At 60.4% G+C, this 25,804-nt stretch carries 20 protein-coding genes; 4 read left to right on the top strand and 16 right to left on the bottom strand.

Going from position 1 to position 25,804, the window contains the following annotated elements:
* Positions 1-533: 533 nt before the first annotated feature.
* The 9 genes from AC5ZH6_RS05980 to AC5ZH6_RS05940 form a co-directional block, all read right to left on the bottom strand.
* The gene (locus AC5ZH6_RS05980; RefSeq protein ID WP_496169180.1) at positions 534-1,430 is read right to left on the bottom strand and encodes a glycosyltransferase family 2 protein; all 897 of its coding nucleotides are present in this window, start codon (positions 1,428-1,430) and stop codon (positions 534-536) included.
* 23 nt (positions 1,431-1,453) lie between these two features.
* Positions 1,454-2,836: an oligosaccharide flippase family protein gene (locus tag AC5ZH6_RS05975; RefSeq protein WP_496168665.1), complete on the bottom strand. Its 1,383-nt coding sequence runs from the start codon at positions 2,834-2,836 to the stop codon at positions 1,454-1,456.
* An 88-nt stretch (positions 2,837-2,924) separates the two neighbouring features.
* Positions 2,925-3,320: an LbetaH domain-containing protein gene (locus AC5ZH6_RS05970; protein ID WP_496169178.1), complete on the bottom strand. Its 396-nt coding sequence runs from the start codon at positions 3,318-3,320 to the stop codon at positions 2,925-2,927.
* A 224-nt stretch (positions 3,321-3,544) separates the two neighbouring features.
* A complete protein-coding gene (locus tag AC5ZH6_RS05965) occupies positions 3,545-4,507 on the bottom strand; it encodes an NAD-dependent epimerase/dehydratase family protein (RefSeq protein WP_496168664.1) in 963 nt (320 codons plus the stop codon).
* Entirely contained in the window at positions 4,501-6,366 is a 1,866-nt protein-coding gene (locus AC5ZH6_RS05960; RefSeq protein ID WP_496168662.1) for a WecB/TagA/CpsF family glycosyltransferase, read from the bottom strand. The genes AC5ZH6_RS05965 and AC5ZH6_RS05960 overlap by 7 nt, the downstream gene beginning before the upstream one ends.
* A gap of 110 nt (positions 6,367-6,476) precedes the next feature.
* A complete protein-coding gene (locus AC5ZH6_RS05955) occupies positions 6,477-7,763 on the bottom strand; it encodes a glycosyltransferase family protein (protein ID WP_496168661.1) in 1,287 nt (428 codons plus the stop codon).
* A gap of 11 nt (positions 7,764-7,774) precedes the next feature.
* Positions 7,775-9,076 carry a UDP-glucose dehydrogenase family protein gene (locus tag AC5ZH6_RS05950; protein ID WP_496168659.1) on the bottom strand — a complete coding sequence of 434 codons (1,302 nt, stop codon included), beginning with the start codon at positions 9,074-9,076 and terminating at the stop codon, positions 7,775-7,777.
* Complete coding sequence (locus tag AC5ZH6_RS05945) at positions 9,076-10,578, bottom strand: sugar transferase (protein ID WP_496168658.1); 1,503 nt, start codon at positions 10,576-10,578, stop codon at positions 9,076-9,078. Before AC5ZH6_RS05945 ends, AC5ZH6_RS05950 begins: the two co-directional genes overlap by 1 nt.
* Before the next feature lie 1,668 nt (positions 10,579-12,246).
* Positions 12,247-13,644 (bottom strand): IS1380 family transposase, encoded by a 1,398-nt coding sequence (locus AC5ZH6_RS05940; RefSeq protein ID WP_288338282.1) that lies wholly within the window; start codon positions 13,642-13,644, stop codon positions 12,247-12,249.
* Positions 13,645-13,829: 185 nt separating this feature from the next.
* Between AC5ZH6_RS05940 and AC5ZH6_RS05935 the strand changes: the two genes are divergently transcribed.
* The 3 genes from AC5ZH6_RS05935 to AC5ZH6_RS05925 all read left to right on the top strand — a co-directional run bounded on the left by AC5ZH6_RS05935 (position 13,830) and on the right by AC5ZH6_RS05925 (position 16,114).
* The gene (locus tag AC5ZH6_RS05935; RefSeq protein WP_496168656.1) at positions 13,830-14,444 is read left to right on the top strand and encodes a DUF4916 domain-containing protein; all 615 of its coding nucleotides are present in this window, start codon (positions 13,830-13,832) and stop codon (positions 14,442-14,444) included.
* Between the two features lie 36 nt (positions 14,445-14,480).
* Positions 14,481-15,173, top strand: coding sequence for a TetR/AcrR family transcriptional regulator (locus AC5ZH6_RS05930; protein WP_496168655.1), 693 nt, complete (start codon positions 14,481-14,483; stop codon positions 15,171-15,173).
* 230 nt (positions 15,174-15,403) lie between these two features.
* A complete protein-coding gene (locus AC5ZH6_RS05925; RefSeq protein WP_496168654.1) occupies positions 15,404-16,114 on the top strand; it encodes a TetR/AcrR family transcriptional regulator in 711 nt (236 codons plus the stop codon).
* Between the two features lie 140 nt (positions 16,115-16,254).
* Here the strand turns inward: AC5ZH6_RS05925 and AC5ZH6_RS05920 are convergent, their stop codons facing one another.
* Complete coding sequence (locus tag AC5ZH6_RS05920) at positions 16,255-18,030, bottom strand: HNH endonuclease signature motif containing protein (protein ID WP_496168652.1); 1,776 nt, start codon at positions 18,028-18,030, stop codon at positions 16,255-16,257.
* A gap of 471 nt (positions 18,031-18,501) precedes the next feature.
* Between AC5ZH6_RS05920 and AC5ZH6_RS05915 the strand changes: the two genes are divergently transcribed.
* Positions 18,502-19,572, top strand: a complete 1,071-nt coding sequence (locus tag AC5ZH6_RS05915; RefSeq protein ID WP_288336521.1) for a phospholipase D-like domain-containing protein — start codon at positions 18,502-18,504, stop codon at positions 19,570-19,572.
* A 68-nt stretch (positions 19,573-19,640) separates the two neighbouring features.
* Here AC5ZH6_RS05915 and AC5ZH6_RS05910 read toward each other — a convergent pair whose 3' ends face one another.
* From AC5ZH6_RS05910 to AC5ZH6_RS05885, 6 genes are read right to left on the bottom strand one after another with little or no spacing between them, the layout of a single operon-like run.
* Positions 19,641-19,832 carry a hypothetical protein gene (locus AC5ZH6_RS05910; protein ID WP_288336522.1) on the bottom strand — a complete coding sequence of 64 codons (192 nt, stop codon included), beginning with the start codon at positions 19,830-19,832 and terminating at the stop codon, positions 19,641-19,643.
* Entirely contained in the window at positions 19,829-21,247 is a 1,419-nt protein-coding gene (locus AC5ZH6_RS05905) for an amidase (RefSeq protein WP_496168650.1), read from the bottom strand. The genes AC5ZH6_RS05910 and AC5ZH6_RS05905 overlap by 4 nt, the downstream gene beginning before the upstream one ends.
* 44 nt (positions 21,248-21,291) lie before the next feature.
* On the bottom strand, positions 21,292-22,707 hold the full coding sequence (locus tag AC5ZH6_RS05900; protein ID WP_288336523.1) for an amidase: 1,416 nt from the start codon (positions 22,705-22,707) through the stop codon (positions 21,292-21,294).
* Complete coding sequence (locus AC5ZH6_RS05895) at positions 22,704-22,916, bottom strand: hypothetical protein (protein WP_265077543.1); 213 nt, start codon at positions 22,914-22,916, stop codon at positions 22,704-22,706. The genes AC5ZH6_RS05900 and AC5ZH6_RS05895 overlap by 4 nt, the downstream gene beginning before the upstream one ends.
* Positions 22,897-24,132, bottom strand: coding sequence for an MFS transporter (locus tag AC5ZH6_RS05890; RefSeq protein WP_288336525.1), 1,236 nt, complete (start codon positions 24,130-24,132; stop codon positions 22,897-22,899). Before AC5ZH6_RS05890 ends, AC5ZH6_RS05895 begins: the two co-directional genes overlap by 20 nt.
* 38 nt (positions 24,133-24,170) lie before the next feature.
* Entirely contained in the window at positions 24,171-25,760 is a 1,590-nt protein-coding gene (locus AC5ZH6_RS05885; RefSeq protein ID WP_288336526.1) for an amidase family protein, read from the bottom strand.
* Positions 25,761-25,804: the final 44 nt, after the last annotated feature.

The raw sequence follows: 25,804 nt of genomic DNA, 5'->3' as shown, positions 1-25,804 counted from the left end.
AAAAGCGCTGGCGCCGTTGCTGCGACTACCATCGAACCGAGAAAGTCAGGCACCTGCGAACTAGTGCTTCGGGGATAGCGTAATGAACGAAAAGCAATCGAGCAAAGTGCCCCAAGGGGCAATAGTGAGGACAAACTCAGGAGGTACACAGAGGAATCAAGCGAAAGGCCAAACGAGCTAAAGTACGTTACGCCAGAGACAATCAGAAATATTAAGAAGACGACCGAAGGTGTCGAAGGCTGAAGCCAAAACCTTGGGACATGAAACGCGTAAAGGACCCAAAGGTACACCGACAAGCCAATAATAATTGCACCACTTGGCAATAGCCCGACGCCCGCCGCATGGCCGATCTCACAGAAGGCACGGGCGAGGACGCATGTGCAAACTGCGACATCCAAGCGCACGCACGGCACGGAAATCACCGCGACCAACCCAAAAGCGACTAGAGCTAACCCGTATATGATAATTTCCACACTTTCCACACTTCCAGACTCGGGTGAGAAATACTACGAAATTCCCGGAAGAAGCGGCGTTCAGACTCGATACCTGTCACCAAACACACGTTGATCGGCACGTCTCACTCCACGAAGAAGTGCATACCGATCCAAACGCGGAAGCTGACTAGCGAAATCAACTAGCTCAGACCTAAATCGAGAATACTCCTGCGCAAGGTGACAGCTATCCTGCTGACCCAGCCCACCTGTCAGGTACTGCCAGACGCCATATCTGGTACCCAACACTTTCCCTGAAAGAATTTTGTGTACCTCACTCAGCTCGCGCGACGACGAACGTCGTCGCATAAACGCCCGGTTCTTAGTAACCTGATTGGTATGGTGACGGTACGCTAAACAGTGGACTCTATCGCGAACTAGCGGTACGCCTCGCGCCGCGGCGCGCATCCATAGATCGTAGTCTTCGGCAGGGACATTTCGATACCCTCCAAGAGTCCGGAGTACCTCCCGATCAGCAATCATCGTAGGATGCGCTACGGGATTCTCGAGAAGGAGAAGACCAGAAATCGAACTCGGGCCGAGTTGTACAGGCGCAACGGGCCTCGGTACACGGAACCCAGAACCAAAATGAAGAACATTGCTGAACAAGATGCTCCCAGGGCGGAATATACGGAGTTGATGCCTGAATCGCCACGGCATGCAAACGTCATCCGCGTCCATTCTAGCGACCGTCGCGTAAGTAGACATCCCGATCAGCAAGTTCAGTGTCGCAGCGATACCGATCGGCTCGTCGTACGCTATAATGCGGAGCCGTGGATCGCGGATGTTCTCCAGGCGACCCGAGGTGTTATCGGTACAACCGTCACACCCGACGATTAACTCGGATGACTCCTCAGGCATGGCCCGCAACGTACTTCGAACCGCACGCTCGATTGTTTCACCGCCGTTACGCACAGGCAAGACGATTGATAGCCCCATAGCAATCTCCAGTCCTCGATTAATCACCAAACGCCAGATCGTATCTTGTTAGCGAAATACTTGCCGCAAAACATCAGTATCGATGCCCAAACAAGAAACGTCAAAAACAACAATGTCGAACTAGAGTCACTTACTACGATGCCACTGGCAACCCCCCCGAAGCAAACTCCAAAGCAAGCTATGGATGGTGCCGATAAAACACCAGACTCCCTAAGTTGCTCCCAATCTGCCCAAACAAGGACTATAGCTGTGCAGGCATATCCGAGAACCGAAGATACCGCAGCGCCGAGGATGCCTATCCACGAAATAAGAAAGAAGTTTGCCACGATCGTTACACCAGCACCGAGAGCTGTGTATATCCAAATCCGTCCGGTAACCCCACGCGATATTGTGGCAAAGTTAATGAGCACATAGCCTATACCTGCCAGCCACAGAGATAAACCTAGAACCGCAACTGATGGTCGCGCCGACGAGAAGTCGGCAGGATAGAGAAACGACACCATAAGAGGGCCAAGGCAGCTCAATGCTATTGCTATGATAGATATACCGCAGACCTGCCAATGAACGGCCATTCTGAATCCAGTGGCCCGGTTACCGCTGTGGGCTCTTTCCCCGCGTGGTAAGAAGTCCGCCATCTGGGGCGCGAAGTAGCGGCAGAGTTCAACCGTGATTGCAAGCGCTGCATTATTGAACTGGGACGCCACCGCGTATCTGCCCACATCAACCGACCCAACGAGTCTGGCCATTATCGGGCGGTCGGAGGATGTTTGCAGCCATTGGAATAGCTTGCTTGGGACCAGTGGCAACCCCATCCTCGAACTCGACCGAGTCTGAAGGCCATCGAGGATCCGGAACTTCGGCCGGGTGCTGTGGTGAAACCATCCGAACAGCCATACAGCGATCGAGGCAACTAAGTCGCTGAACGCCCACATTATTAGCGGCGATGTCGCGTGGACGGTAAGACCGATTTTCAGCGAGAACTGTAACGCCGTAAAACCTATAGCCGCGACAAAGAAACGTCTTACATCGGTATTGATTCGGTAGATTGTAACGTTGACGGCATACCCTATGCTATAAAGGCATGCGCTGACTAGCTCGACTAGTACCGCGAAATACCACTCGCCTAGATTAGCAACACAAGCAACCGCGACACCGAGCCCCAGAACGAGGAGCGCCAAGCTGTTGACGGCGTACACCACTCCTATCGGTTCAGCAATTCCCTGCTGCTCTGCCGTCACAGACATGCCTCTGGAACGATGAAAGATGACAGTGTCTTGTCCAGCAACCAAGACAGCGCTGCCAAGCAGGAAGAGCGTTGTCAACACACTCGCGCTGCCGAAATCGCTGAGCGAAAGCTGACGCGCTAACAAAGGGAGTGCAACGAACGGTATCAGTTTCTGCAGCATCGCTGGCACGATGAAAGTTCCGGCGCCGAGGATGCTCCGGCGTCGAGGGGTTCGCACCTCGTCTCCTTGCCCAGGCAAGGCACGGGGGCTACTCACTAAACCCTCGAGATTCGAGGTATAACGACAGAGCAGCACGAATCTGCGCCGGCATCACCCTCTGGTGCACGCTCGCCCCATCTAGACTTCTGGCGGGTGCGCCGACGGCCAGGCATCGCGACGGAATAGATTTGTTGACCACGGCGTTTGCGCCTACAACGACGTTGTCCCCTAATTCCACGCCACCGAACACCACTGCACCAGGACCAATGTAGACACCATTCCCAATGTTTGGTGCGTGCCCGTTCAACTCGCCGATATTAGTAGAGCTATGGAGTCTGCAAAATGCGCCAGCACGCGCTTTGTTGTTTACAATTACTGAGCCGTAGTGCGGTATACTTAATCCCGGACCGAAGACTCCCGGTGGAACGCTCACACCGAGTTTCATTCCGACCATTTTCAAGCGTGCACGCAGAACCAAAGCCAGGGGCAATACCACGGGCCACCGCACTGACAAGTCATTTAGTAACTCGGCGCGCCGCAGAATACGTTGATAATACAATGTTGGATACTTTAGCCGATACCACGCTCGCCACCGGCTGATCCCATACGCAGCCAGGTCGGCCGCCATCGCTACAGCATACTTCTCCTGCACTCCTATCAACTCCTCGGTCATAACGCGTGCCGCTCCGCCGCTTGCGAAAGATACCAATCGGTCTGTCTAGATACACCTTCTGCAAGAGAAACTCGAGGTGACCAGGCTAGCTGAGCCTTGGCAGCCCGGTTCGTGCCTCCCGTCTGAAACACGTCGCCGGCGACGGCCGCTATATACTTGACGCGGAGCTCACGGTGAAGCCTTACACCAATCTGGCCAATGACCTCATTAACCGATACAGTGCTTCCTCCGCAAATGTTGAATACGGAACCTGGCTCAACATCACAGTTCCCAGCCGCGATGTTCGCGTCAACAACATCGCTGACGAAAGTAAAGTCTCGAAGCTGGGTACCGTCCCCGTATACTTGGATCTCAGACCCTGATGAACCGCTCGAGATGAATCTACTTATAGCCATATCAGGCCGCTGACGCGGTCCATAGACTGTAAAGTATCGGAGCGAGACAGTAGGGACACCGTAATTATTTGCGTACAACCTGCAAAGATGTTCGCCCGCAAGTTTGCTAACACCATAGGGACTATAAGGCCTAGGAAGATCTTCTTCGCTGGTGGGATACGAAACCGCATTTCCGTACACTGACGAAGATGAAGCGTAGACGAACCGCTCGACGCTCGACGCCGTTTTCACGACTTCCAGCAGGCGCTGCGTAGCATTGATGTTCCACTGAGTGTATTCAGTGAACGAAGCGCCCCAGGACTTCCTGACGCCTGCTTGTCCTGCCTGATGGTATACGATTGAGACACCGTCCAAGAGTTCGCGCAGGTCTATAGAGTTGATGTCGCCGCGAATTAGCGAGAATCTTTCATTCCTAAGCGCTCGTTTAATATTACTCTGCTTAGTTTTTACGTCGTAATAGTCAGTGAATAGGTCAATGCCGAGTACAGTTTCGCCATTCTTAAGTAGCTCGTCCACGAGCGTGCTACCGATAAATCCGGCCGCACCAGTTACAACAACTACCACGATCTCTCCATCCGCATCCAAATTGACTCGGCGAGTACCTTCACAAACATCAAGTCGGAAACAAGATACCGCTTTGATAGCCTTCGTGGCTCCTGTGCCCAACGGAATATCCACTCCAAACCGAACCGCTGAACAAGCTCCGGGGCCCGGCGCTTTGTACCAGCGGCGAACTCGTAGGCAGCACCCGCACCGACGTAGACCCCAGCAGGCAACCGCGAGGCGTTCTCTCTGATCCAGAGTTCCTGTTTTGGAAATCCGAGACAGACGAAAGTGATGCTGGGATGAATACTATCCAGAACCTGCAGCGAAGCTTCACTCGCCTCTAGCCGTTCTAGGCTTACCGCTGGCCATTCAATACCAACCAGATTGGCGTCAGGATAACGTGCTTTAAGCACCGCAACAGCTGTGTGTAGTACGTCTGGCTCCCCACCAAGGATCGCGACCTTCCATCCTCGATGAGCCGATTGCGCAACACAGGTCTCTAACAGATCTGTTCCAGTATGGCGATTACAGTACGCACTTCCGAGCATTCTGGCGACCCACGCTATCGGTTGGCCATCAATGATTCGGAGACTCGCCTGTGAATACAAAGCACGAAGCTGGCCGTCCCGACGTAGACTAACTAGATGGTCGACATTGGGAGTTGCCACCATGTGCGCGCGATCCTGTCTGGCCACCAGATCGGCTATCTCGTCGAGGAGCTCTGCGGCATCGCCGCCGAATACTGGTTGTCCGTCGATATTTAATCTTAAGTCTTCGTCTACAGAGATTAGTTTGCTGGGGCCAGTGGCTTCCAGGTGCTTCCTCGGTAGGAGGCCCAAGATTCGTTGAACGACTGTCGGGGCCGCCAGGTCAGCGACTGAGGTCACCGACTTGGCGGGGTCTAGCTCGAAACTCTTTAAAACTGCTTCTGCAAGATCGGTCGGTGACCTGCTCTCGACAACGTATCCATTCAGACCATTGTCTATTAACTGACCCGTGTCCGCCCCGCGAGTAGCTACACAAGGAAGCCCGGAGGCGAGCGCTTCGACCAGAACCCGTGGATAGCCTTCGTATCCAGGATGAGAAGTCATCAAGAACACGTCTGCATCTCTGAGTGCGTCAGCAAGATTCCGCGCGTTCCGTCGACCGCACAGTTCGACGCTGTTGGCCACGATTGGTCGGACTGAGCTTAGATAGCTTTGTATAGCTGTTTCTTCTGAACCTGTCCCAAATATTCTAAGCGTGACAGCAGTCTCTTCGAACTCGACCAACTTCTCCAGAGTCTTCACTGCCAGTAGCGGGTCTTTTGGTCGCTGCAACCTCCCTACCCAGACGATTGTTTTGCCGTCGCGTCTCTCAGCTTTGGTTCTTGGATAGAACGTACCGGGGTCATACCATGTAGGGGAAGCCAATGTATTTCGGTTGCTCTCCCTGACTTTATTTGCATACTGTGGGTTGAACACGACGATTCCGCGAGCTCGAGTAATCACCGCATTCTCGATAGCTCTGTGTATCGTGCCTGCTTTTCGCCATATAGAGTCACTGTTGCCTGATACGATTCCGGAGTCCTGGGTGTGGATAAAGTATGAGATGTCGCGTTTGCATAGCGCGATAAGAGCTAACGCTACGTCTGCTCTGTGCGCCTGGATATAGTCGCTACTGGGAATCCTCAGCCAGTATTTGACGAAGCCCATAACGAGGCGCAACGAATGCGGCACAAGGCGATTCTGATCTGCCGAGTTTAGCCTGGCAACTGGCAAGAAGTATACGAGCCTATCTCCCACGTTAATTTCGAGCCATTGCCCGAGCCGTTTCTTGGATCCATATCCCGCGTCGACCCCAACGACGGCCAACTGGTAGTCCTTTGGCGCGTACATACAGAGTCCGTGTATGCAAGTATCGATCCCGCCTGGCGCGGGATTCGTAATGTCAGTTTGGTGAACTATCACTCGGTCTACATGTCGAGGTTTCTCGCGATTCTTAGGTATCATTGCATCGACCCTCCGCTTACTTGCACTCCTCGCCGGCTTCGGCGTCTGATCGAGTAGAGCTGGGCCAGCAGTGTCGATGCGATCAACACGCCGATCGTGGCCTCGATTATTAATATATTATCTAGGGGCTGGCGAAATCTGGTTCGTGTAAAGAATACCGCCATTATCGGAGCGTTGATCAGGAAAATCAGACAGAACAATGACTCGGCCGCGCGGAAAGGAACTAGCGCGCGGTACCAAACTCTGGCGGCTACGAACATCACGATAGTTATAGCGCAGGTCCAAAGAATTATTTTCTCGTGTCCGTTACCCCCGACGGCCGTCACCGGTGCGTTATAGGGATTAAAGTAGTTGAGCAGCTTTTTGACATAGAGCTCTCCTGCGTCTCCAGGATGATCCCTTATCCAGCCCAGTGCCGCCCCCTGCATGTAGTGGTCACGCGCGATTTCGTTTAACGGACCGGCTGCGCGCTGGTAGTGGCTGATGTCGACTGCAGTTCCTGAATCTGCGCGCGCGTCTGGATTGTTACCTAATAGTAAGTTGAGACCTCCAGAGGTGCTAAGCGCGACTGGACTCCCAAGCACTATCCAATTTCTAGTACTCCATATTAGTATGGGGGTTACAAACGTGACGAGGGTTACCGTGGCCGCCATCTGACGGTGATATCTTATCCATTGTGCGACTATATAGACCACGACGAAAGCTGCGGTCGCGGCAAGCGTTGGTACGGATAGTGCTAAGAGAGCGCCACATATGCCAGCGGCGAACGCCGTCGTTATGGCTAGCCTTCCGATCAGGGCGTAGGCGCGTAGAGCCACGAAGTACAGTGCCATCACCAGCAGTGTTGCGAAGGCTTGCGGGTAAAGAGTTGTAGCAGTATAGATGTTGAGCGGGTACAGAAGCGTGAATGGAGTAGCAAGCCAGCCCCATCTATTTCTTGTTATTTCCGCTGTAGCGGCGCCCGCCAAGAATGCCGAGGCGATCACACACAACACTGGCAAGAGCACGGCATATCGCACGCCAACGGCTTGCGTCGGTGCAAGCATAAATGGCCATGCCGGAGGTCGCCATGCAGTTGCGAGCCCCTCGTTTGAATAGCCACGGCCTGTAACAATGCTGTGAGCTAAGTTCCAGTATTCTAGTTCATCTGCATACCTGAGCGTAGGCGTTCGCATAGCTAAGATGACGATACCTACCGCGATTACTACACTGGCAATCGACACCGACCTCGGAAGCTTAGGCACTTCCTTCCGGTCATTCATCGTGTGAATCGCTCTGCTCATCGTTAGGTCAGTCACGCCGTATAGGTCCATCCAGCTTGACGCCAGCGTGTAGGCTCAAGACACATGCGGCCATCTATTATGTTTAGCTTCCGTACCCATTCGCGCACGCTATTCGGGTCCATATTCTCAAATTCTTTCCATTCGGTAAGAACAAGGATCGCGTCGGCGTTTCTGGTTGCGTGCTCTATTGAAGGCGCATAGTCAAGCGTTGGAAAGAGTTTTTTAGCGTTTTCTGCCGCCTTTGGGTCATATACGCTAACCGAGGCTCCCTGCAGTTGAATTTGTCCGGCGACATTGAGAGCTGGGGAATCGCGAACGTCATCGGATTCGGGTTTGAATGCACACCCTAGAATCGCGATTTGGGCACCAACCAAAGACCCTCCGCAGACTTTTCGGGTTAACTCCACCATTCTAGTTCGTCGTCGCATGTTTACGTTATCGACCTCACGTAGGAATGAAAGAGCCTCTGCAGCCCCTAGCTCGCCCGCTCTTGCCATGAAGGCTCGTATATCCTTCGGCAGGCAACCGCCACCAAACCCTAGGCCGGCGTTCAGGTACTTCCTTCCAATCCGAGCATCAAATCCGATGGCGTCGGCGATTGCCTTTACATCGGCATTCGCTGCGTCACACACCTCTGCTATAGCATTGATGAATGAGATCTTTGTGGCCAGAAACGCGTTAGCTGAAGTCTTAACTAGTTCGGCAGTGGGTGGATCAGTGACTATGAATGGTGTCCCTTCCTGGAGAATCGAAGCATAGATCTCCCGGCACACAACCTCTGCTCTGCCTCCGCTGAACTGTCCGAGTACCACCCTATCGGGATGTAGCGTGTCTCTGACTGCGAAGCCCTCGCGGAGGAACTCTGGATTCCAAGCTATCTCGACATCGATGTCCTTCGCCAGCTCCTCAGATCGCTCGCTGAGTCGGAGTGCGGTGCCCACCGGTACGGTTGACTTGCCCAGTATCAGAGCGTCTTGAGCGAGGAGCGGAACCAGTTCCTCGATTGCCGAATCTACAAATCGCAAGTCGGCTCCGTACTCTCCTTTCTTCTGGGGCGTTCCAACCGCAACAAAGAAAACATCTGCGAAGTCGGCAGCCTCGGCGTAAGAGTCGGTGACCCGCAGCCTGCCTGTGTCGATGTGCTTCTTCAGCAGCTCCGGAAGCTCGGGCTCGTAGAAGGGCACTTCACCCCGGGCAAGGCTGTCGCGCTTCTCCGGGACTACCTCAACTCCGAGTACCTCATGTCCGAGCTCGGCCATGCACGCCGCATGGGTCGCGCCGAGGTAGCCGAGGCCCAACACAACCATCCGCATTAGTACGCTCCTTCTTTCGCCAGCACGGCCTTGGCGGTACGCCAGAGGATGACAAGGTCTTGCATGATCGACCAGTTCTCGACGTACGAGAGGTCCAGTCGCACAGACTCTTCCCATGAGAGGTCGGATCGGCCGGAGACTTGCCAGAGCCCGGTGATTCCCGGCTTCACGAGCATGCGGCGTGCGATTCGCCCGTCGTACTTCGCGACCTCGTCCGGCAGCGGTGGACGCGGTCCGACGAGGCTCATACTTCCCGTGACGACGTTGAAGAGCTGAGGAAGCTCGTCGAGGCTGTAGCGCCGAATGAACTGGCCCACTCTGGTCACGCGAGGATCGTCGCGCATCTTGAACAGCACCCCTGCTCCCTCATCGAGGTGGGCGAGCTCGTGCTTTCGCTTGTCGGCGTCCCGCACCATCGATCGGAACTTCCACATCTGGAACGGCTTGTTGTTCAGCCCGATGCGCACAGCTCGGTAGAAGATCGGGCCGGCAGAGTCGACCTTGATGGCGATCGCGACAGCGACCATGATCGGGGCGAGCATCACCAGCGTGGCCAGTGCCCCCACTCTGTCGAGTGCAGCCTTTCGGAACCGATTGGCCCCCTCGTACCGGGGCTTGTCGATATGGAGCAACGGCAGACCCGCGACTGGCCGGACCATCATGCGAGGGCCGGCCACATCGGTGACTCCGGGCGAGACCAGCATCTCGACGTTCATGCCTTCGAGGTCCCACGACAAGTCCTGCATCGCTTGATGTCCCAGCGCTTCGGTGGAGGTCACCGCCACGGTGGTCGCGCCGGTGTGTTTGACCGCCAACGTCACATCGTCGAAGTCACCGAACACGGGAACGTGGCGGTCGTCAATGCGCAATTCCTCGGGTGTGCCCCTCCTACTCGGCGGCAGGCATACACCCATCACGTCGTAGCCCAGAGTGGGGGTGTTCAGCAGCCTCTTGACCAAGGGGGCGGAAGCCCCGACCGATCCGACCACGAGAAGCTTCTCCAGGTGGCGTGCCCGTTGACGCTGACGTGTGAGTCGCTTCCGCCAGTACCAGCGTGCTGCGACAAGGCTGAGGGTGCCCACTGGCAACGCGATCAGGAGGAAACCGCGGGCAATGTTGAGCCGGAACAAGAGGTCCACCATCGCCAGCACACCGAACACCGACAGGCACGCGGTGACGACGCGGCTGTACTCGTCGGGTCCCGAACCAATGACCCGACGATCGAGCGTGTGGAACACGCGAAGCGCTGCCAGCCACGCGACTGCGAGCACGACCGAGACGAACGCGGCGGGAATACCCGACTCGCCGTTAGCTTCCAGGGGGTCGCCGGAACCGAATCTGACCAGCTGCGCCAGCGCGATCGACGCGACCACGATTGCAAAGTCACCCCAGGCGACAGTTCGCAGGTACCCGAGCACCCATGACTGTGGCGTGCGGACATGACTGTCGTCGTCCGCTGCTAGCGGCCGACGACCAATCCTAAGATCGCGATTAGCGGTCACAACTTCCCCCGAAGAGTCCAACCGAACGCGCTCACAGTACACACAGTGTGCACCTCCCGTCGTGTTGAACGGGGACGACCGTAGGCGAACAGCCCTTCCCCGGACACCAAAGTCCCTGCTTAGTCATTCCCGATTTCGTGCGATAGCGCCACGGCCCGGTTTCTGTTCGATGCCCGGTTCGGACGTGTACGAAAAAGATAGCTTGCTCTCAGGTTCCACACAATTCGGAAGTTTTGACATGCGAACCCGGGACGTGTGACGAGCGTCTCACACGCTCATGAAAGGGCGTCGGGCGCCCGGTTGAATAGTGCTGCAGCCCTGTGTATTTGGCTATTCTCGCCGTCTGCACGCGGTGCCACGACGTCGTGGCGCTCACGGCTGTTACAGCGTGAAATCTGAATGAAACAATGTTTGCAAGCCCCTCGCGGCTAGATTCACTCAAACGAACTACAGCACTTTCAACTTTTTCGAAAGCGCGGCAGGCGAGGCTTCTGTTGGCTAAAGTCGTAATTCGCAATACTTGAGGTAGAGCCGAGCAGTGGATAGGTTTCTTAACGCGGCTAACAGAATTCCTTCATTGCAAACATTCTTGCCAGCGCCGCAGAGAGCTACGGTTGTTCTCGCGGCACAACTCGATGGTGCCCACCGACGCCTCTGTCCAGACTGGTCCATGGCGACCACCTGCAGTTCCGCAACGTGCTGACACGGGTGAAGGTCTCTCGGAGCATCGTCGGACTAGGCTGCATTCCAACGTCTTTCGTTCTCCAATCGGGCTACCTCGGGACACCGCAGCGGCGAACTCCCCAGCAAGTCGTCGATGTCCGTCCCCGCATCCTCCTGTTTGCGACTGTCGAGGTTCTCGAGCAGATACAGCCATGCCGATGCCTTGTCGTCTATACAAAGGAATGCTCGCCTGGGTGTGTCGGTCTTACTTTGGTAACTACCACGTCGCCCGCCTAACGCGCTACGGCATATCTCTGAATCAACACGCACAGCACGTGGGAGGACGTCGGCAAGAAGTTGTCGCAGGGTCACAAGGGCTGGTTGGTAGGCATCACCGGGAGTCGCCGGCAATGCGGACTACTGGCGTACTCGGATGTTGAGTGTGTCGGCGATGCTGGCTTTCGCATATGCATTGTTGGTCGGCTCCAGAGGTCCCGCCAAGAAGCAAATCTCCGCGGATGGCTGATCGGCGAATCTGGGATAGATGCACAATGAAATCAAGGACAACAGATGCGGACCCCTTTATTGCACGTCTCATCAAGCACATTGGCCTGGATCTGTAGGTTCTCTGAGCGCAAGTCGGAAGTCGACGCGGTAGGTGCTGCTGACGAGAATGCTCCACCTCGGCTGCTGCGGGCATGACAGAGTGGGTCGAGCCTCCTCGAAGGAGTCGAGTATCGAGCCTCGATCGGTCAGATTGCGTTCACTACTCGTGCGACCCACCAGATCCGAGAACACCTTCGCCTCGAACCAATCGCCACAGCGTCGACCCGACCAGATCTCGGCGGCCGACCACTTAGCCTGAATCCACCGATGAGTCCTTGAAGGTCGATCCGGATCTGGATTCCAGACGAGTGCGGGCTCAGGGCGTGAAGTAACCGCTGGTTTGCCCAGCTTTTCCACGGTGCGGCTCCGGTCGTGCCGTCTCGGCGGGTCGGTCAGTGTTCAGGTGGTCGAGGGCGGACTGTGGCCGATGGTGTTGGCCCACAGTCGAAGCCAGGCAGCCGACCAGGGCCAGTGCGTGGGCAGTCGCAAGATCGGTCTTCGTTGCGGTCGACACAATCGGGCGGGAAGGTTGACGATCTTGCGGCGTAGCGTCGCCCCACGGGCGCGCGAATGCCCGCCACCTGCAAGAACACCGGTCGCGCGCAGCAGATTGTGGGCGATCGCCGCGCAGAGCACCCATGCCGAATTCGCCCCGAACCTCCCCGACGGCATGTGCGCCAGGGGCCCGTCGATGAGGTCGGCGAAGACGGTTTCGATGATCGCGTGCCGGCGATGGGTGACATCAGCATCGACGGTGTGGGCGCTGGTGTTGGTGAAAAACGGGTGATATCGCCACACCGGAAACAACGCGTCGGGGAAGCGGGCGTCTTTGACGCGGCGCACGATCAACCGGGCGGTGACCGGAGTCCTGGTGGCAGCGAAAGCGGTGTAAGTGGTTTCGGCGACCTCGGCATCGGAGATCCAGGCACCGGTGTCCGGGTCACGCACGGCACCGGGATATTTCACCGCGGTCCACGCCTCGTCGGGAATCGAGTCGATCGCGCGTTGGACGGCGGTGTTCTTGGCCAGGACGAGCGAGAAACACACTTTCGCGCGCAGACACGCGGAGATGACCGCGCGGGTGCCGTACGCAGAGTCCCCACGGACCACGATGGTCCCGGTCGCGCCGGCCTGGCGGGCGGTGACGATGGCCTGAGTAACCATCCGACCTGCACCTTTACCCGAGCCGGCCTTCCCGGCCCGCAGTCGCATGCCGGTGATGATCGGCGCGGAGTCGGCGGTGCTGATGGTCGTGGCCAGCGGGGACAGGCCTTTGCGCAGGATCTGTTTGCCGGCGATTTTCGTGTGTCCGTAGCTCGCGCCTTGTTTGGCGTGGCCGTAGACCGGGCGCAGCAGCGAGTCGATGTCGATGAACGCCTGCTCGGCCAGACCGGGCAGGATCTCGACCCGGGCGGCGAGTGCGATCAGGTGTTCGCGGAGCACGGATTCGAGCTGACGTGCATGACCGAAGCTGAACTCGCGCAGCAGCGTTCCCACAGTCGAGGGCGCGTAGACGCCTGCGAACAGGTGTGGCATGCCGCCCGAGCGCAGCAGGTCGATATCGTCGATGCTGTCGGCGCCGGCGCACATCCCGGCGATCAGGGTGAGCAGTTTCGGTGCCGGGTTCGCGGCCCCGGAGGTGACCTTCGTGGTGGTGATCGAGACCTTCTCGGTGAGCAGGTCCGGCAGGTGGGTGTGTTCGGCCAGTGTCATGACCGGGACCAGTCCGGCGCACGAGACGAGGTTGTCCTCGTCGAACACGGCGGAGCCGTCGATGAACTTGTGGGACACTTTCACCGGAAGTGCCTTTCGTGACCTGGTGGATTTGTTGTGTGAGAACTCCAATCTTCCCAGTTCAGGGGGCACTTTCTTCAGTTCGACACGCTGCTACGCGGCTGATCGTTCGGTGGATTCAGGCTTAGGTCGGCAAAGCGCGTCCGAGCTTTCAGGGTTTACACTTCGGTCGCGGATACAGTTGTCGAATGATCCATAAGACCGACGCAGAGGCCACCGACGGCTGGCTGTCCCCCGAAACATGGAACGCCATCCAGCGCTCGATGCCGATCTGCTGCGTCGACTTCTTTCCGGTGGACCTCGATCCCGCCACTGGCGAGGTGCTGCGGGTCGGGCTCATCAGTCGTCCGTTCCCCGACCCCGTTCGGACCTCCCACGTGTGGTGTCAGGTCGGTGGACGCGTCCGTTTCGGCGAGACACTGCGCGCCGGCCTTGTCCGCCACTCGTACGACACGTTCACCTTCGACTCCGAGGCCGACGCTGCGGCGGCCATCGACTTCGATGTGTTGCGGTATCCCGTTGTCAGCGAGTGGTTCCCACCGAGGCTCGGGCTTGCGCATGAGCAGCCCGCGCCCATCCACCCGTTCGGTAGCGATCCCCGCAAGCACGCCGTCAGCACCTGTTATGCGGCAACAATGCCGACCGACGTGTCCCTGCGACCCACGAGCGCCGACGAAGCGTCGGCGTTCGCGTGGTTCGACGTCGACGAACTCAGCGGCATCGACATGTGGCCTGGCAGTTTCAGTCTGGTGCAGCGGGTGATCGAGGCGATCGACCGGTGGCCGTTGCAGAATCGCCCATAACTGGCAGATCGTATGGCGCTGGTTCAGAATCGGACCGTGGAGCCATTCAGTCATCAGTCACGGATCCACCAGATCGTCAAAGCAGCAATCGACATCCTCGATGACAGCGGCGTCGGGTCCCTGAACATGCGTGGCCTCGCCGCCCACCTCCACCTCCGACCGATGACGCTCTACTACTACGTCCCCAACAAGAGTGCACTCCTGACGATGGTGCTCACCGAGACCCTCGACCGTCTCGAGAGCGGCACCTATTGCGGGCCGCCGCAGACACGACTGCTGAGCCAGTCGATGGACCTGTACACGCGACTGTCGTCGATCACGTGGATTCCCGACCTGCTGGCCGCCGGCGCCCAGCCGACACATCCGAGCCCCGAACAAGCAGAACAGTTCTTGGTGGCCTGTCACGAATTGGGCCTCGACGCCGTCGAGTCATTCGGGCTCTGGCGCTCCATCTGGTTCCTCGTATCCTCGGAGTTGATGAGCAGCGCACAAACCCACAGCGCGCAACCCGGTGAGAGCACGGCACCAGACTTCACCACCGAGGAATTGACCGATCGTCCCTTGGCTGCACATTTCTTGGAGCAGTGGGTCGAATTGCGCGAGACGTACTCCATTGCACCGCACATTGCTGCATTGATCGATGGCGCAGTCAGTCGGGCGAACGGAACCGGAACGGCCTCTGCGGTCGGCGGTGTCACCCCGCCGATCCACGAGGTGGACGTCTCGTAGTTCTCGGAACATGCTCGACGTCATCATCATTCAGCAGTTGCGAATATTCGAAAAGTGGTTGAGTTCATTCCGGAGAATTCGTTTCGAGCTTCCGCCAGAGCCTCTGTGCCATCCCAACTGGATTCGTCCGAGATAGTTGCAGGTTGATATGCATTTCCTTAGTCAAATGAACAGTATCGGGACCTTGGTCCTACTCGCTATTGACCGAAGTGTCGTTAAGAATGGCAAAGATGGACGGCGCGAACATCGAACGACGGCGGCACATCGTGGACGTGGCGATCCGCATTCTCGACGAGGGCGGGGTCGACGCCCTCAACATGCGCCACCTCGCCGCCGAGTTACATCTGCGACCGATGGCCGTGTACTACTACGTGCCCAACAAGAGCACTCTGCTCACGATGGTGCTCGGTGAAGTCGTCCAGCGCGTCGTGTGGTCGCGCTATTCGGGTCCCCCGCGTGAGCGACTGCTGAGCCAGTCGGTGGACCTCTACGACAAGCTGAGTGACATCCCGTGGATCTCCGACGTGCTACACGAGGGCACCAGCGTCGGTATTCCCTCCCTGTCCCAGGCCGAGGATTTCCTGTCTGCTTGCTACGACCTGGGATTCGACGACGACGAAGCCTTCGGGTTGTGGCGCACGACGTGGTTCGTCATCTCCTCGGAACTGCAGTGGAACGGCGAGGCGCGCGTGCGGCGCGGCGATCACATGCTCACACCCGAGTTCACCGACGCAGATTTGGACGCCCACCCATCGGCGGCACGCGTCTTCGGGCAATGGTCGTCGTTGTCCGAGGGATACAGCGTCGTCCCCTACCTCGCCGCGCTCATCGACGGCGCCATCGCCAACGCGCGCACCACAGTTCCGGCCACCACCCGCAAGGCGATTCGCGCGCAGGCGGGGCGGAAGGTCAGCGGGTCGGCGGAAGTGGCGTCGGCCTGAGGGCTGGGCTTGAACGGCTTGCCGACGCCGAACGCGGTGGCAATCCAGACGGACGTCGACAGGTGACGACGTCCACACAGAACCCGACGTCTCCGACGGGTTCTGTGCTCCGAACATCGCGGACGTCACGCCGCACGAGGTCAGTACGGCGGCGGATGCGCGTCATCCCAACGCTTCAGGGCACGTTGATCCGCGGCGCGTGCCTTGGCGTGGCGCGCGTCGATCGCCTTGCGGGCGGGATGATCGGGTGGTTTGTTCTTGAGGTACCTCAGTTTGTGGGCACCCTTCAGCCCGGGGAACATGTCGACACCGCGGAAGGCGTTGCCGACAAACCAATGCCCGGTCGGCGACTGGAACATCGCGGTCATCATGGTGTCCTGGAAGTCTCGCCACCGGCCGAAGGTCTTCATCCGATGGTGAAAACGGCATAGTGGCTTGATGTTCCACACTTCGGTCGGACCACCACGCTCGGGGTGTTGATGGTCGAACGGCTCGCTGTGGTCGAGATCGGTCTTCCAGACCGGCTCGTTGCAGCCCGGCCACGTACAGCACAGCTCACCCACCCGGATGAAGGCCTGCAGACGCTTACCCGGTCGATACTTCAGACCGTCGATGCCCTTGAGCGCCGACTCGCGGGAGATCCCGACCTTGCGGGTGAACTCTGCCTCGGCGAGTTGACGGACGGCGTCGGCGTCGATCGGACCGTATCCGTCGATGAGCGCGTCATCGTCGTCCTCGCCGGCCAGCGTCGACTCGTTGGCCACGACGAAGATCGTCCCGCGAGGGCCCGCCGGCTCGTGACGATGGTCGGCGCACTCGCAGGTGCACTCCGTCTGCGCTTCCTCTGGGGTTTGTTCGTGCTCTGCGAGCTGCTCCGCTTCTGGGGCTTGCGCCTCATCGGCATCCGGATCATACTGCGGCGCTTCGGCATCGAGCACCGCTGAGTCGTCGGGTGCGACGTCTCTGTCGCTGTCATCCGCGACCGCGGTGCAGTCCTCGCATTCGCAGGCGAGGCGATCGCGTCCCTGCGTCAGGGCGATCAACGCGTCAGCGCGCCGCTGCTTCTTGGTCCGCGGGTCATCCTTGTGAACGCCCTCGGCCATCGCATCGAGTTGCGTGCCGACCAGAGCGCCGTCGGCGGTGGGCAACTGCGCGGTCATCCGCGCCTGGCCCGGCCGGAATCGATCGGGCCCGATCGCGACGCCCCGGTCAGAATGTGCCCGCTCCCGATGACGCCGAGACACCGACCGGTCGACCTTGGAGACCACCCGCTTGACCATGTTGGTGAACCGTTGCGTCGACATCTGATCACGGGAACCGATCATGGCCGACAACTTCACGTCGATCTCCGGAAGCAGCTCCGGATCACACAGTTCGGTCGCAGCAGCCACAATCTTGAAACGTTGCAGGTCAATTCGACCGAATCCGAGCATCGCGCCGGTCGACGGCAGCCGATAGCGGGCAGCCTCGGCCAGCTTGATCATCTCTTTGGCGGCGGCCGGAGACATCGACAGTACGGCCCCGACGTCGGCGACCGTACGGTCCAAGCCGTCCGGACCGAACTGCTCGCGCGGATCGACTCCGCAGACCGCCTTCGCCGCCGACTCGGCGATTTCCACAAGACTCGACTCACCGGAGGTCTTCTCGGCGACCTCGCATCCGTACTCCTCCTCGTGCGCCTCATGAAGCAGCGAGATGCCCTGCAGCATCCGGTAGTGCGCCGCCGAGATCGTCGCGGCGCTATGCGCGATGACCTCGACCAGATCGGTCTTCGAGAGGTCCTCATCCTCGGGAATCTGCTCCAAGAACGACTTCGGCTGCTCGTCATGCGCGCCCGCAAGCCACAGATCCGTCGGGCTCGGCACGCCGACGGCATCGGCGATAGCGTCGCGGTCGAGCGGGATCTCGGAGGACATGAATCGAACATACCTTCGGGGTCTGACAAAACTGATCCTCGCTGGTCGAGGGATGGTTTGGGGCATTGATGTGCCGGGCGGAGGGGGCGCACATAACGCCCAGAATGTGGTCGCCTTGCGTACCTGACCCTGGTCGTGGGGTAGGTCCAGCGATCGGTTGCGGGGGTCTCGAGGTTCGGCGCCGGGGCGCCTCACACCTCGACCATCGGAGGGGGCGGCGCGGCGAATGGATGGACCATCGATGTGGGGGGGCGGCGCGGCGATTGGATGGACCATCGGAGGGGGTGGCGGCTCGGTGAGTCTCCGGCGCGGGCAGGTCCAGCAATCGGCTACGGGGGTCTCGAGGTTCGGCGCCTGGGGCGCCTCACACCTCGACCATCGGAGGGGGTCGGCTCGCCGGGATCGACTCGACCATCGGAGGGGCGCCGCACTCTGGTGGAGCACGGCGACGGCCCTCTACTGTGAGTCCTCGTGGACACCCTCGGACTTGGCACCAACCGCACGGCCCGACTCCTCACCGGTTCGGTGTGGACCCAACTCACTCCCCTCATCGCCGCTCGGCAACACTCGGTGACCGCGGCGATCGCCTCTGTGGGCGCCGACGCGCCCACCCACCTTCCGCTGCGATCCGGGTCGTCGATCATCGTCGACGCCACGGTCCGGGCCGTGGAACAGAAGTCGACCAACCCCCATTCGCTGTTGGCGTGGCTCAAGGCAGACGTGCGGGTCTATTCGCTGCCTCACCTACACGCCAAGATGCTGCTCTGTGATGCCACCGACGACTCCGACGCGTTCGTGGCCGTCGGGTCGGCCAACGTCTCGGACCGCTCGCAGGCCGTGCTGCAGGAGGCCGTCGTGCTGACCGACAGTCCCGACACGGTCGACGAAGCACGCTCGTGCCTCGCCGACTGGAAACAGCGGGCCACGCCGCTGACGATCGCCCGGGTCCGCGAGCTGTGCGACATCTTTGATCAGTCGACCGTGACTCTGCCGGACGACGAGGAGTCGCCCGACGAGCAGGCGTCCGGGGAGCAGACCCACGAGGTCCACCAGTGGCCTCGCCCGTCGAAGCTGTTCGTCACGCAGGTGTCGGCGGTCGACGACATGTCTGCCGAAGCCGAGTTCGAGCGCGACCTACTGATCGAAAAGCACGACGCGACAACCGAAGAGAATTCCATTGTCGGCAAGCCTTACATCGCAGTGTTCTGCAATGACGGCGACCGCAAGACGGCTCAGGACGTCTACGCCGAGGGCAACCACGTGGTGCTGGTGTGGAAGGTCCGCGGCCGGGCAAAGCGGCGCTGCATCGCATCCGAACCCGGGCAGGTGATCCACAAGTGGATCGACTACGACGCCTCCCCCGCGCGCACCTACTACTACGTCCTCGTGCCGCGTTCGACGGCGGAAGTGACTTACGGCGACATCGCCGACGGACTCGACGCCATCGGCGTCACGCTCGACGACGACATCGGGTATCTGCGCCGCAGCGTCATCGACGCGATCCTGGCGCGGTGGCCGGATCTGGAATTCGTCGACAGGTGAGGGCCGGGTTGACGTGACCGCGGGTCGGCAGCGCACTGTGCACTGCCGACCCGCGCGTCGTACCGGCGTCAGTCCTGTCGTCTCGGCTGGAAGATCAAGCCGGGCTCTTCGTATCGCGCCTCGGCGATGGCGTACATGGCGTCCATCTGCCGCACCCGCTCGTCGGCGCCCTCGATGAGGGTGTCGATCTCTGCTGGCGACGGGGCGATACCCGCCGCTGCCAGTTGTTGTGTCACAAGTGCTTTCGTGTCAATGCTCATGCTGTTGTTGCTCCCTCCAGGTGGGCCGCCACGATGGGCGGCAATTGTCGATGAAAGTCCGTGCGCTGCTGGTAGGCATAGCCTGCGGCCAGAACGTCGGCCTCACCGAACGGCGGACCGACGATCTGCATCGACATCGGCAAACCCTCGGCGTTGACGCCGGCGGGAACTGCCAGCGCGGGATTGCCCACGGCGTTCCAGTACGGCGTGTGCAGCGTCGGCATGATCGGCCCCAGGTCCGTCTGCTCGACCCGTGGAGCCGGCCAACTCGTCGTCGGCGTCAGCAGCAGGTCGACATCGGTGAACAGTTCGGCTACCAGACGCTGTCCTGCGCGTCGCACCCGTTGCATCTGGACGTAGTCCCCTGCCGGGATCAGTGCTCCGGCGGCTACGGCCATCCGCGCGCCCGCACTGAAGTCGTCCCATCGCGACTGCAGGTCGGGGCGATGGTAAGCGTATGCCTCACAGGAGAATCCCTGGAAGGTCGCCGACGTCAGTTCCCGGTAGTAGGGCAACTCGACCGGCACCACCACCGCACCCGCAGCCTCGAGTGTCGCGACGAAGTCCGCGATGAGGGCCGTCAATGAGGGGTCCCACGACTCGTCGTCACAGAACCGTTCCAGCGTGTCCAGCCCGATCCGCACACCGTCGAGTGAGCCGGTCAAACCCGACAGATAGTCGGCGACCGGTTCCGTCGAGGAGCACGGATCGGACGCGTCATGGCCGGCCAGGACGCCCAGCATCAGCGCGCAGTCCTCAACCGTACGGGCCATGGGTCCGATGTTGTCGTAGCTGTATCCCAGTGGTACGCAACCGGATTTGGGCACCCGACCGAAGGTGGCCTTGATCCCGGAGATGCCGCACACCGCCGATGGCCACCGAATGCTCCCGCCGGTGTCGGTTCCCAATCCACCCAGGACCATCCCCGACGCCACACCGGAGCCCGTGCCGGAACTCGATCCGCCGGCGTAGTGATCGAGGCTCCAAGGGTTGTGAGGGTACGGGAACGGCTTGGTCTCGTCCGGCATGCCGATCGCATACTCCATGGTCGTCAGCTTGCCCATGATCACACCACCCGCGGCGCGCAATCGGGCAACGACCGGTGCGTCACCCTGCCCCCAACTGCGGTCGAGCACCAAGCTCTGGGCGGTCGTCTCACCTTCTGCCGTTGTGATGATGTCCTTGATACCCAGAGGGATACCTTGCAGTGGCCCCTCGTCGATCCCCTTCGCGAACTTCTCGTCGGCCTGCGCGGCAGCTTCCTTCGCGGACTCGGTATACCGCGCGAGGAAGACCCCGATGTCGCCGTCGTAGCGGTCGGCGACATCGATACAGTCGTCCACCAACGCCGACGCAGTGGTCTCCCCTGCTCGCAGCGCTGCCGCCGCCTCGGTAATGCTGAGATACATGGTCATTCATCTCTTCTCTGTGGGATTCGGATCCTCGGTGGTGTGCACCGTCAGGCAGCAGCGACCGACGGACTGATCAGGTGATGGTCGGTGACAGATTGAAATGCTTGTCCGACAGCAAGAATGGTTGCTTCGTCTCGGTGTCGACCCACCAACTGAATACTCATCGGCATCCCCTCGACGGTGCCGGAGGGCACGACGAGGGCGGGGTTGCCCGTGTAGTTGAACGGCACCATCGACTGGCATGCGATGTCGAGCCAGGCGGCGGTCTCTCCCCCACCGAGATCACAAACCATCTGGTCGGCGATCACCGGTGGCAGGGTCGACATCGAGGGTGTGACGATAGCGTCGAGACCTTGCATCGCCTCGGAAAGCCGGCGTTGAAAACGCGTGCGCAGTCGCAGCGAACGAAGGTAATCGGCCGCCGTCACGAATGGTGTCGCAGCCAGCATGGCCGCACCCTGCTCATCGCGCGCGTCCATGTCGTTGACTCGTTCCTCGTGCAGCGACAGCATCTCGGCAAAGATGATCGACCAGGCGGCTTGCTGGGTGAGTTCGAAGTCACCGAGATCGATGTCGACGATCGTGACGCCCGCACCCGCGAGGTCGACCAAAGCCTGCTCGTAGGCGGAGGCGACGTCGGGGTGCATCCGGCTCTCGAGGAACCGACGATCACGGCCGATCCGCATGCCGTCGACCGGTTGCTGCATCGCGGTGGCGAACGGCTCCGAAGCCGCAGGCAGCGCCGTCGGATCCGAAGGATGCGGGCCGGCAATGGCATCGAGCATGATCGCGCAGTCCTGCACCGACCGGGTCATCGGCCCAGCGTGGTCCAGCGTCCACGACAAACCCATGATCCCTGCCCGTGGTACCCGGCCGTACGTCGGTTTGAGGCCCGACAACCCGCAGTAGGCGGCGGGGATTCGGATCGATCCCCCGGTGTCGGTCCCGATGGCCAACGGCATCTGGCGTGCCGCCACCGCTGCTCCCGATCCGCTCGATGACCCTCCGGTCGTCCGCGTCACATCGTACGGATTGCGGGTCGGCCCGAACGTCTTGTTGACCGCACCACCGCAGGCGAACTCGAACGTCGCGAGCTTCGCGAGGAGTACGGCCCCGCTGTCCGACAGGCGTTTCGCGACAACAGCATCCGCGTTCGGGACGTAATCCTTGTAGATCACCGAACCGCCCGTGGTGGGGATTCCGGCGGTGGCCACGATGTCTTTCAAGCCGTAGGGAACGCCTTCGAGCGAACGCTGCGTTCCCGCCGCCCACCGCGCATCCGACTGCGCGGCATGTTCTCTGGCCTGGTCGAAGACCTCGGTGATGATCGTGTTCAGCACCGGATCGGTGTCGCCGATCCGTGTGATGCAGGCCTCGACGGCGTCAGTGCACGTGAACTCGCGTGATGAGTAGCCCGTGATCAGTTCCGACGCCGTCAATTCCGCCAAATCCGTGGATCTCACTTTTCCTCCGTTGCTCCGGCGATGAAGGCCAGTCCGTGGCAGGGTTCGCTGACCTCGCCGACGTAGTCGAGTGCAAGCGCCCGCAGTCTCTTGATGTCGGGGAGCTCTCGTTTGCTCGATTCATATGCCTGCTCGAGTCGTTCCGGCGAGTGTTCGATGTCGAGAGTGGTGGCGAACACCGCGAACTGGTCAATCGATGGGAAGGGCATGAACGTGTCCTCTCTTGTGGCGTGGCGGATCGCCGACGACGATCCCTTGGGTGCGCATGCGTCGGCCGAGGTGCGCAGCGACAACTGCGAGGAGCACCATGGCGATGCCCGCGGCAAGCAGAGTGGGACGCAATCCCACGGTCGCCAGGGCCAGCGCGGTCAGTGCGCCGCCGACGAGTAGGCCGATGTCGCTGGCGATCCGGTACAAGCTGAGCGCGTCGGCAGTGGGTCGGATGACCTCGACAGCGATCAGAGCAGGCATGATCCAGGACACCCCGACCGCGAAGCCCATCGCCAGAGCCAATGCCACGACCTGCAATGGTCCCGTAGACCAGAAAGCAAGGGCCGTGCACACTCCGGCACCCCAGACCAGCGCCGCCGCCAACACGAACGGGTGCCACGATTCGCGAATGATCTTGGGAGCGAGAAACATCGACGCCGTGTCGGTCACCGCGAGCGCGAACAGGGTGACGGCGATCGACACCGAATCCATCTGCTGCGCACCGCAGATGAGCGGAATGAGGGTCATGGCGATCGCGGCCCGCACTACCTGCCCGGCCGCGGCGAGCACCAAGACCGAGCGCCCGGGAATTCGTTTGCCGTACAACGCCCGTGGCGGTCCGAAGACCCTCGCCGGCGTGGGATCGACTCGCGGCACGAGAAACCACCCGGCCATTCCCGCCACCGTGCACGCCACCACCGAGATCACGAACAGCAACCGAAGCCCCGGCAGTCCGGGATCGGCAGCGATGACACCACCGCCGATCAGCGGGCCGAGCGCGATGCCGGCGAACCACACCGCGTTGAACACACGGATCATGCTGCGGCCGTCCGCCGAATCCGACCGCACCAGGCGCATCGCCAGACTGGCACCACCGCTCATGAACATCGCCGCACCGACACCCTGAACGACCCGGCCCACTGCGACGAGTTCCCACATCGACGCGAAGGCCGAGAGCAGCGAGCCCGAGGCGAACGTGAGGGTCGAGGCGGTCAAGATCACCCGGGTGCCGCCGCCGACCAGCCACTGGGCGGCGAGCAGGTCGACGACCAGCAGGGAAATCCCCATCGACGCAACGGTCACCGCTGCCGCCGTCGGGCTGCCGCCCACCTCGGTGACGGTCAACGCGACGTACGGGGCAACGATCCCGAAACCGATTCCCGCGGTGAGGATCGTCGCGTAGAACATTCGTCGATCGCGCGGCTCGGTACCCATGAGTGTGGACTCCTCGCCATGGCCGCATCGGACCGCGTTCACATCGACACCACCGGGGAGTCCTGGGTGAATCCGCTGCCGGGCATCGGGCCCACACTGTCTTGGATGACCTGGCCGGCCCGGAAAGTCAGTTCGTCTGCCCAATGCGCCCCGACGATCTGCAGGGAGGTGGGCATACCGGTGAGCTGATCGACTCCGTTCGGAACGGCCAACGCGGGATGTCCACTGAGGTTCAGGACGCACGTGTTGGCGACCATCGTCGTTCCACGAGAGAGCAATTCATCGTCATCGGCCGGGCGATCCAGCAGCACCGGCGCAACGTGCGGGGTTGTCGGACAGACCAGTAGATCGACGTCCTGAAGTGCTGCACTGACTTGCGCAGTGAGTGCACGCCTCAGGTTCGCTGCTTTGGCGAAGTAGGTCGAGAAATAGCGTTCGTTGAGGTAACGCCCACCGAGAAGCCAGGTCTTGAGGAACGGCGGGAACGAGTCCGACTCCATCCGGCGGACGAGACCGAAGCCATGGACACGTTCGACGTCGACCTCGCCGAGATGCGAGTACCCGATGCCGTCGCTCTGGAAGGTCAGCCATGCGAGGTGCAGCAGCAGTGCCGTCTCGATGGCCCAGGCCTCCCGCCACAGCGGAATCGAGATCTGGCTCATTTCGGCGCCACCTGTCGACAGCGCCTGACAGGAATCCTCGAGTGCATCGAGCACCGATTGGTCGCAGAGCGACTCGTCACACGCCTCGGTCACCACCCCCACCCGGAGCCCGCCGACACCGTCATGCACCGACGACTCGGCGGTGGTCGGCTCGGGGGATCGGCGCACCCACTGCGGGTCCCGGTCATCGTGACCGGAGATCACATCGAGCAACCGGGCGGTGGCGGCGACCGTCGACGCCATGGGACAGACTGCGTCGATCGTGTGGTCCATGTAGGTCAGACCGTGCGACGGAACCAACCCGTGGGTCGCCTTGATGCTGACAATCCCGTTGAAAGAGGCGGGAATTCGCGCCGACCCACCTTCATCCACGCCGATGGCGATGTCCACCGCGCCGGATCTCACCGCCGAGCCGGAGCCCCCCGACGATCCTCCGGCGGAGCGAGAGGGGTCCACCGCATTGCGTGCAGGTCCGAACCAACTCGATTCTCCGGTGCCCGAGGTCGAGAAGTCATCGAGGTTGGTCTTCGCCACGACGGTTGCTCCCGCGTCAAGCATGCGCTCGACAACCACCGCATCGACGGTGGGGGTATACGACAACGTCCGAGAGGAATTCGTGACCGGGATGCCGGCCACCGAGAGGTTGTCCTTGACGCCGACGCGCATTCCTCGCAGCGGCCCGGCGTCGGCGCCCTTGACCTCGCAGATCCTGGTGAACGCGTGAAAGGGATCCTCGACGTCGGTGGGTACGCGGCCGGGGTCACGGGTGGTGTGCCGCAACGACGGGACTTGCGCCCCCAGCTCGTCGAGCCGGTCGACGGCTGCGAACGTGTCGTCGAGGACACGGGCATAGATCTCGGCTTCTTCTGGCGTCAGCGAGAGATACTCTCGTTCGGCGAGTTGTGCCACTTCCTGCGGGGTGGGCCGACGGATGAAGCCACGGATACGGCCGCGGGGTACAGACATGATGTGCCTTTCTGGAACGAGGACCTCGTGTGCCGGCGAGACGC

The sequence above is a fragment of the Gordonia sp. YC-XJ4 genome (assembly GCF_059511865.1).
This window is presented reverse-complemented; position numbering and strand designations above follow the sequence as displayed.

Excerpts from the sequence above, each read along its gene's own strand:
- AC5ZH6_RS05960 (WP_496168662.1), bottom strand. The coding sequence starts at position 6,366 with ATGTACGCGCCAAAGGACTACCAGTTGGCCGTCGTTGGGGTCGACGCG.
- AC5ZH6_RS05925 (WP_496168654.1), top strand. The coding sequence starts at position 15,404 with ATGGACGGCGCGAACATCGAACGACGGCGGCACATCGTGGACGTGGCG.
- AC5ZH6_RS05910 (WP_288336522.1), bottom strand. The coding sequence starts at position 19,832 with ATGAGCATTGACACGAAAGCACTTGTGACACAACAACTGGCAGCGGCG.
- AC5ZH6_RS05975 (WP_496168665.1), bottom strand. The coding sequence starts at position 2,836 with ATGCTGCAGAAACTGATACCGTTCGTTGCACTCCCTTTGTTAGCGCGT.
- AC5ZH6_RS05950 (WP_496168659.1), bottom strand. The coding sequence starts at position 9,076 with ATGCGGATGGTTGTGTTGGGCCTCGGCTACCTCGGCGCGACCCATGCG.
- AC5ZH6_RS05895 (WP_265077543.1), bottom strand. The coding sequence starts at position 22,916 with ATGCCCTTCCCATCGATTGACCAGTTCGCGGTGTTCGCCACCACTCTC.
- AC5ZH6_RS05955 (WP_496168661.1), bottom strand. The coding sequence starts at position 7,763 with ATGAGCAGAGCGATTCACACGATGAATGACCGGAAGGAAGTGCCTAAG.
- AC5ZH6_RS05890 (WP_288336525.1), bottom strand. The coding sequence starts at position 24,132 with ATGGGTACCGAGCCGCGCGATCGACGAATGTTCTACGCGACGATCCTC.
- AC5ZH6_RS05980 (WP_496169180.1), bottom strand. The coding sequence starts at position 1,430 with ATGGGGCTATCAATCGTCTTGCCTGTGCGTAACGGCGGTGAAACAATC.
- AC5ZH6_RS05885 (WP_288336526.1), bottom strand. The coding sequence starts at position 25,760 with ATGTCTGTACCCCGCGGCCGTATCCGTGGCTTCATCCGTCGGCCCACC.
- AC5ZH6_RS05935 (WP_496168656.1), top strand. The coding sequence starts at position 13,830 with ATGATCCATAAGACCGACGCAGAGGCCACCGACGGCTGGCTGTCCCCC.
- AC5ZH6_RS05970 (WP_496169178.1), bottom strand. The coding sequence starts at position 3,320 with ATGAAACTCGGTGTGAGCGTTCCACCGGGAGTCTTCGGTCCGGGATTA.
- AC5ZH6_RS05920 (WP_496168652.1), bottom strand. The coding sequence starts at position 18,030 with ATGTCCTCCGAGATCCCGCTCGACCGCGACGCTATCGCCGATGCCGTC.
- AC5ZH6_RS05905 (WP_496168650.1), bottom strand. The coding sequence starts at position 21,247 with ATGACCATGTATCTCAGCATTACCGAGGCGGCGGCAGCGCTGCGAGCA.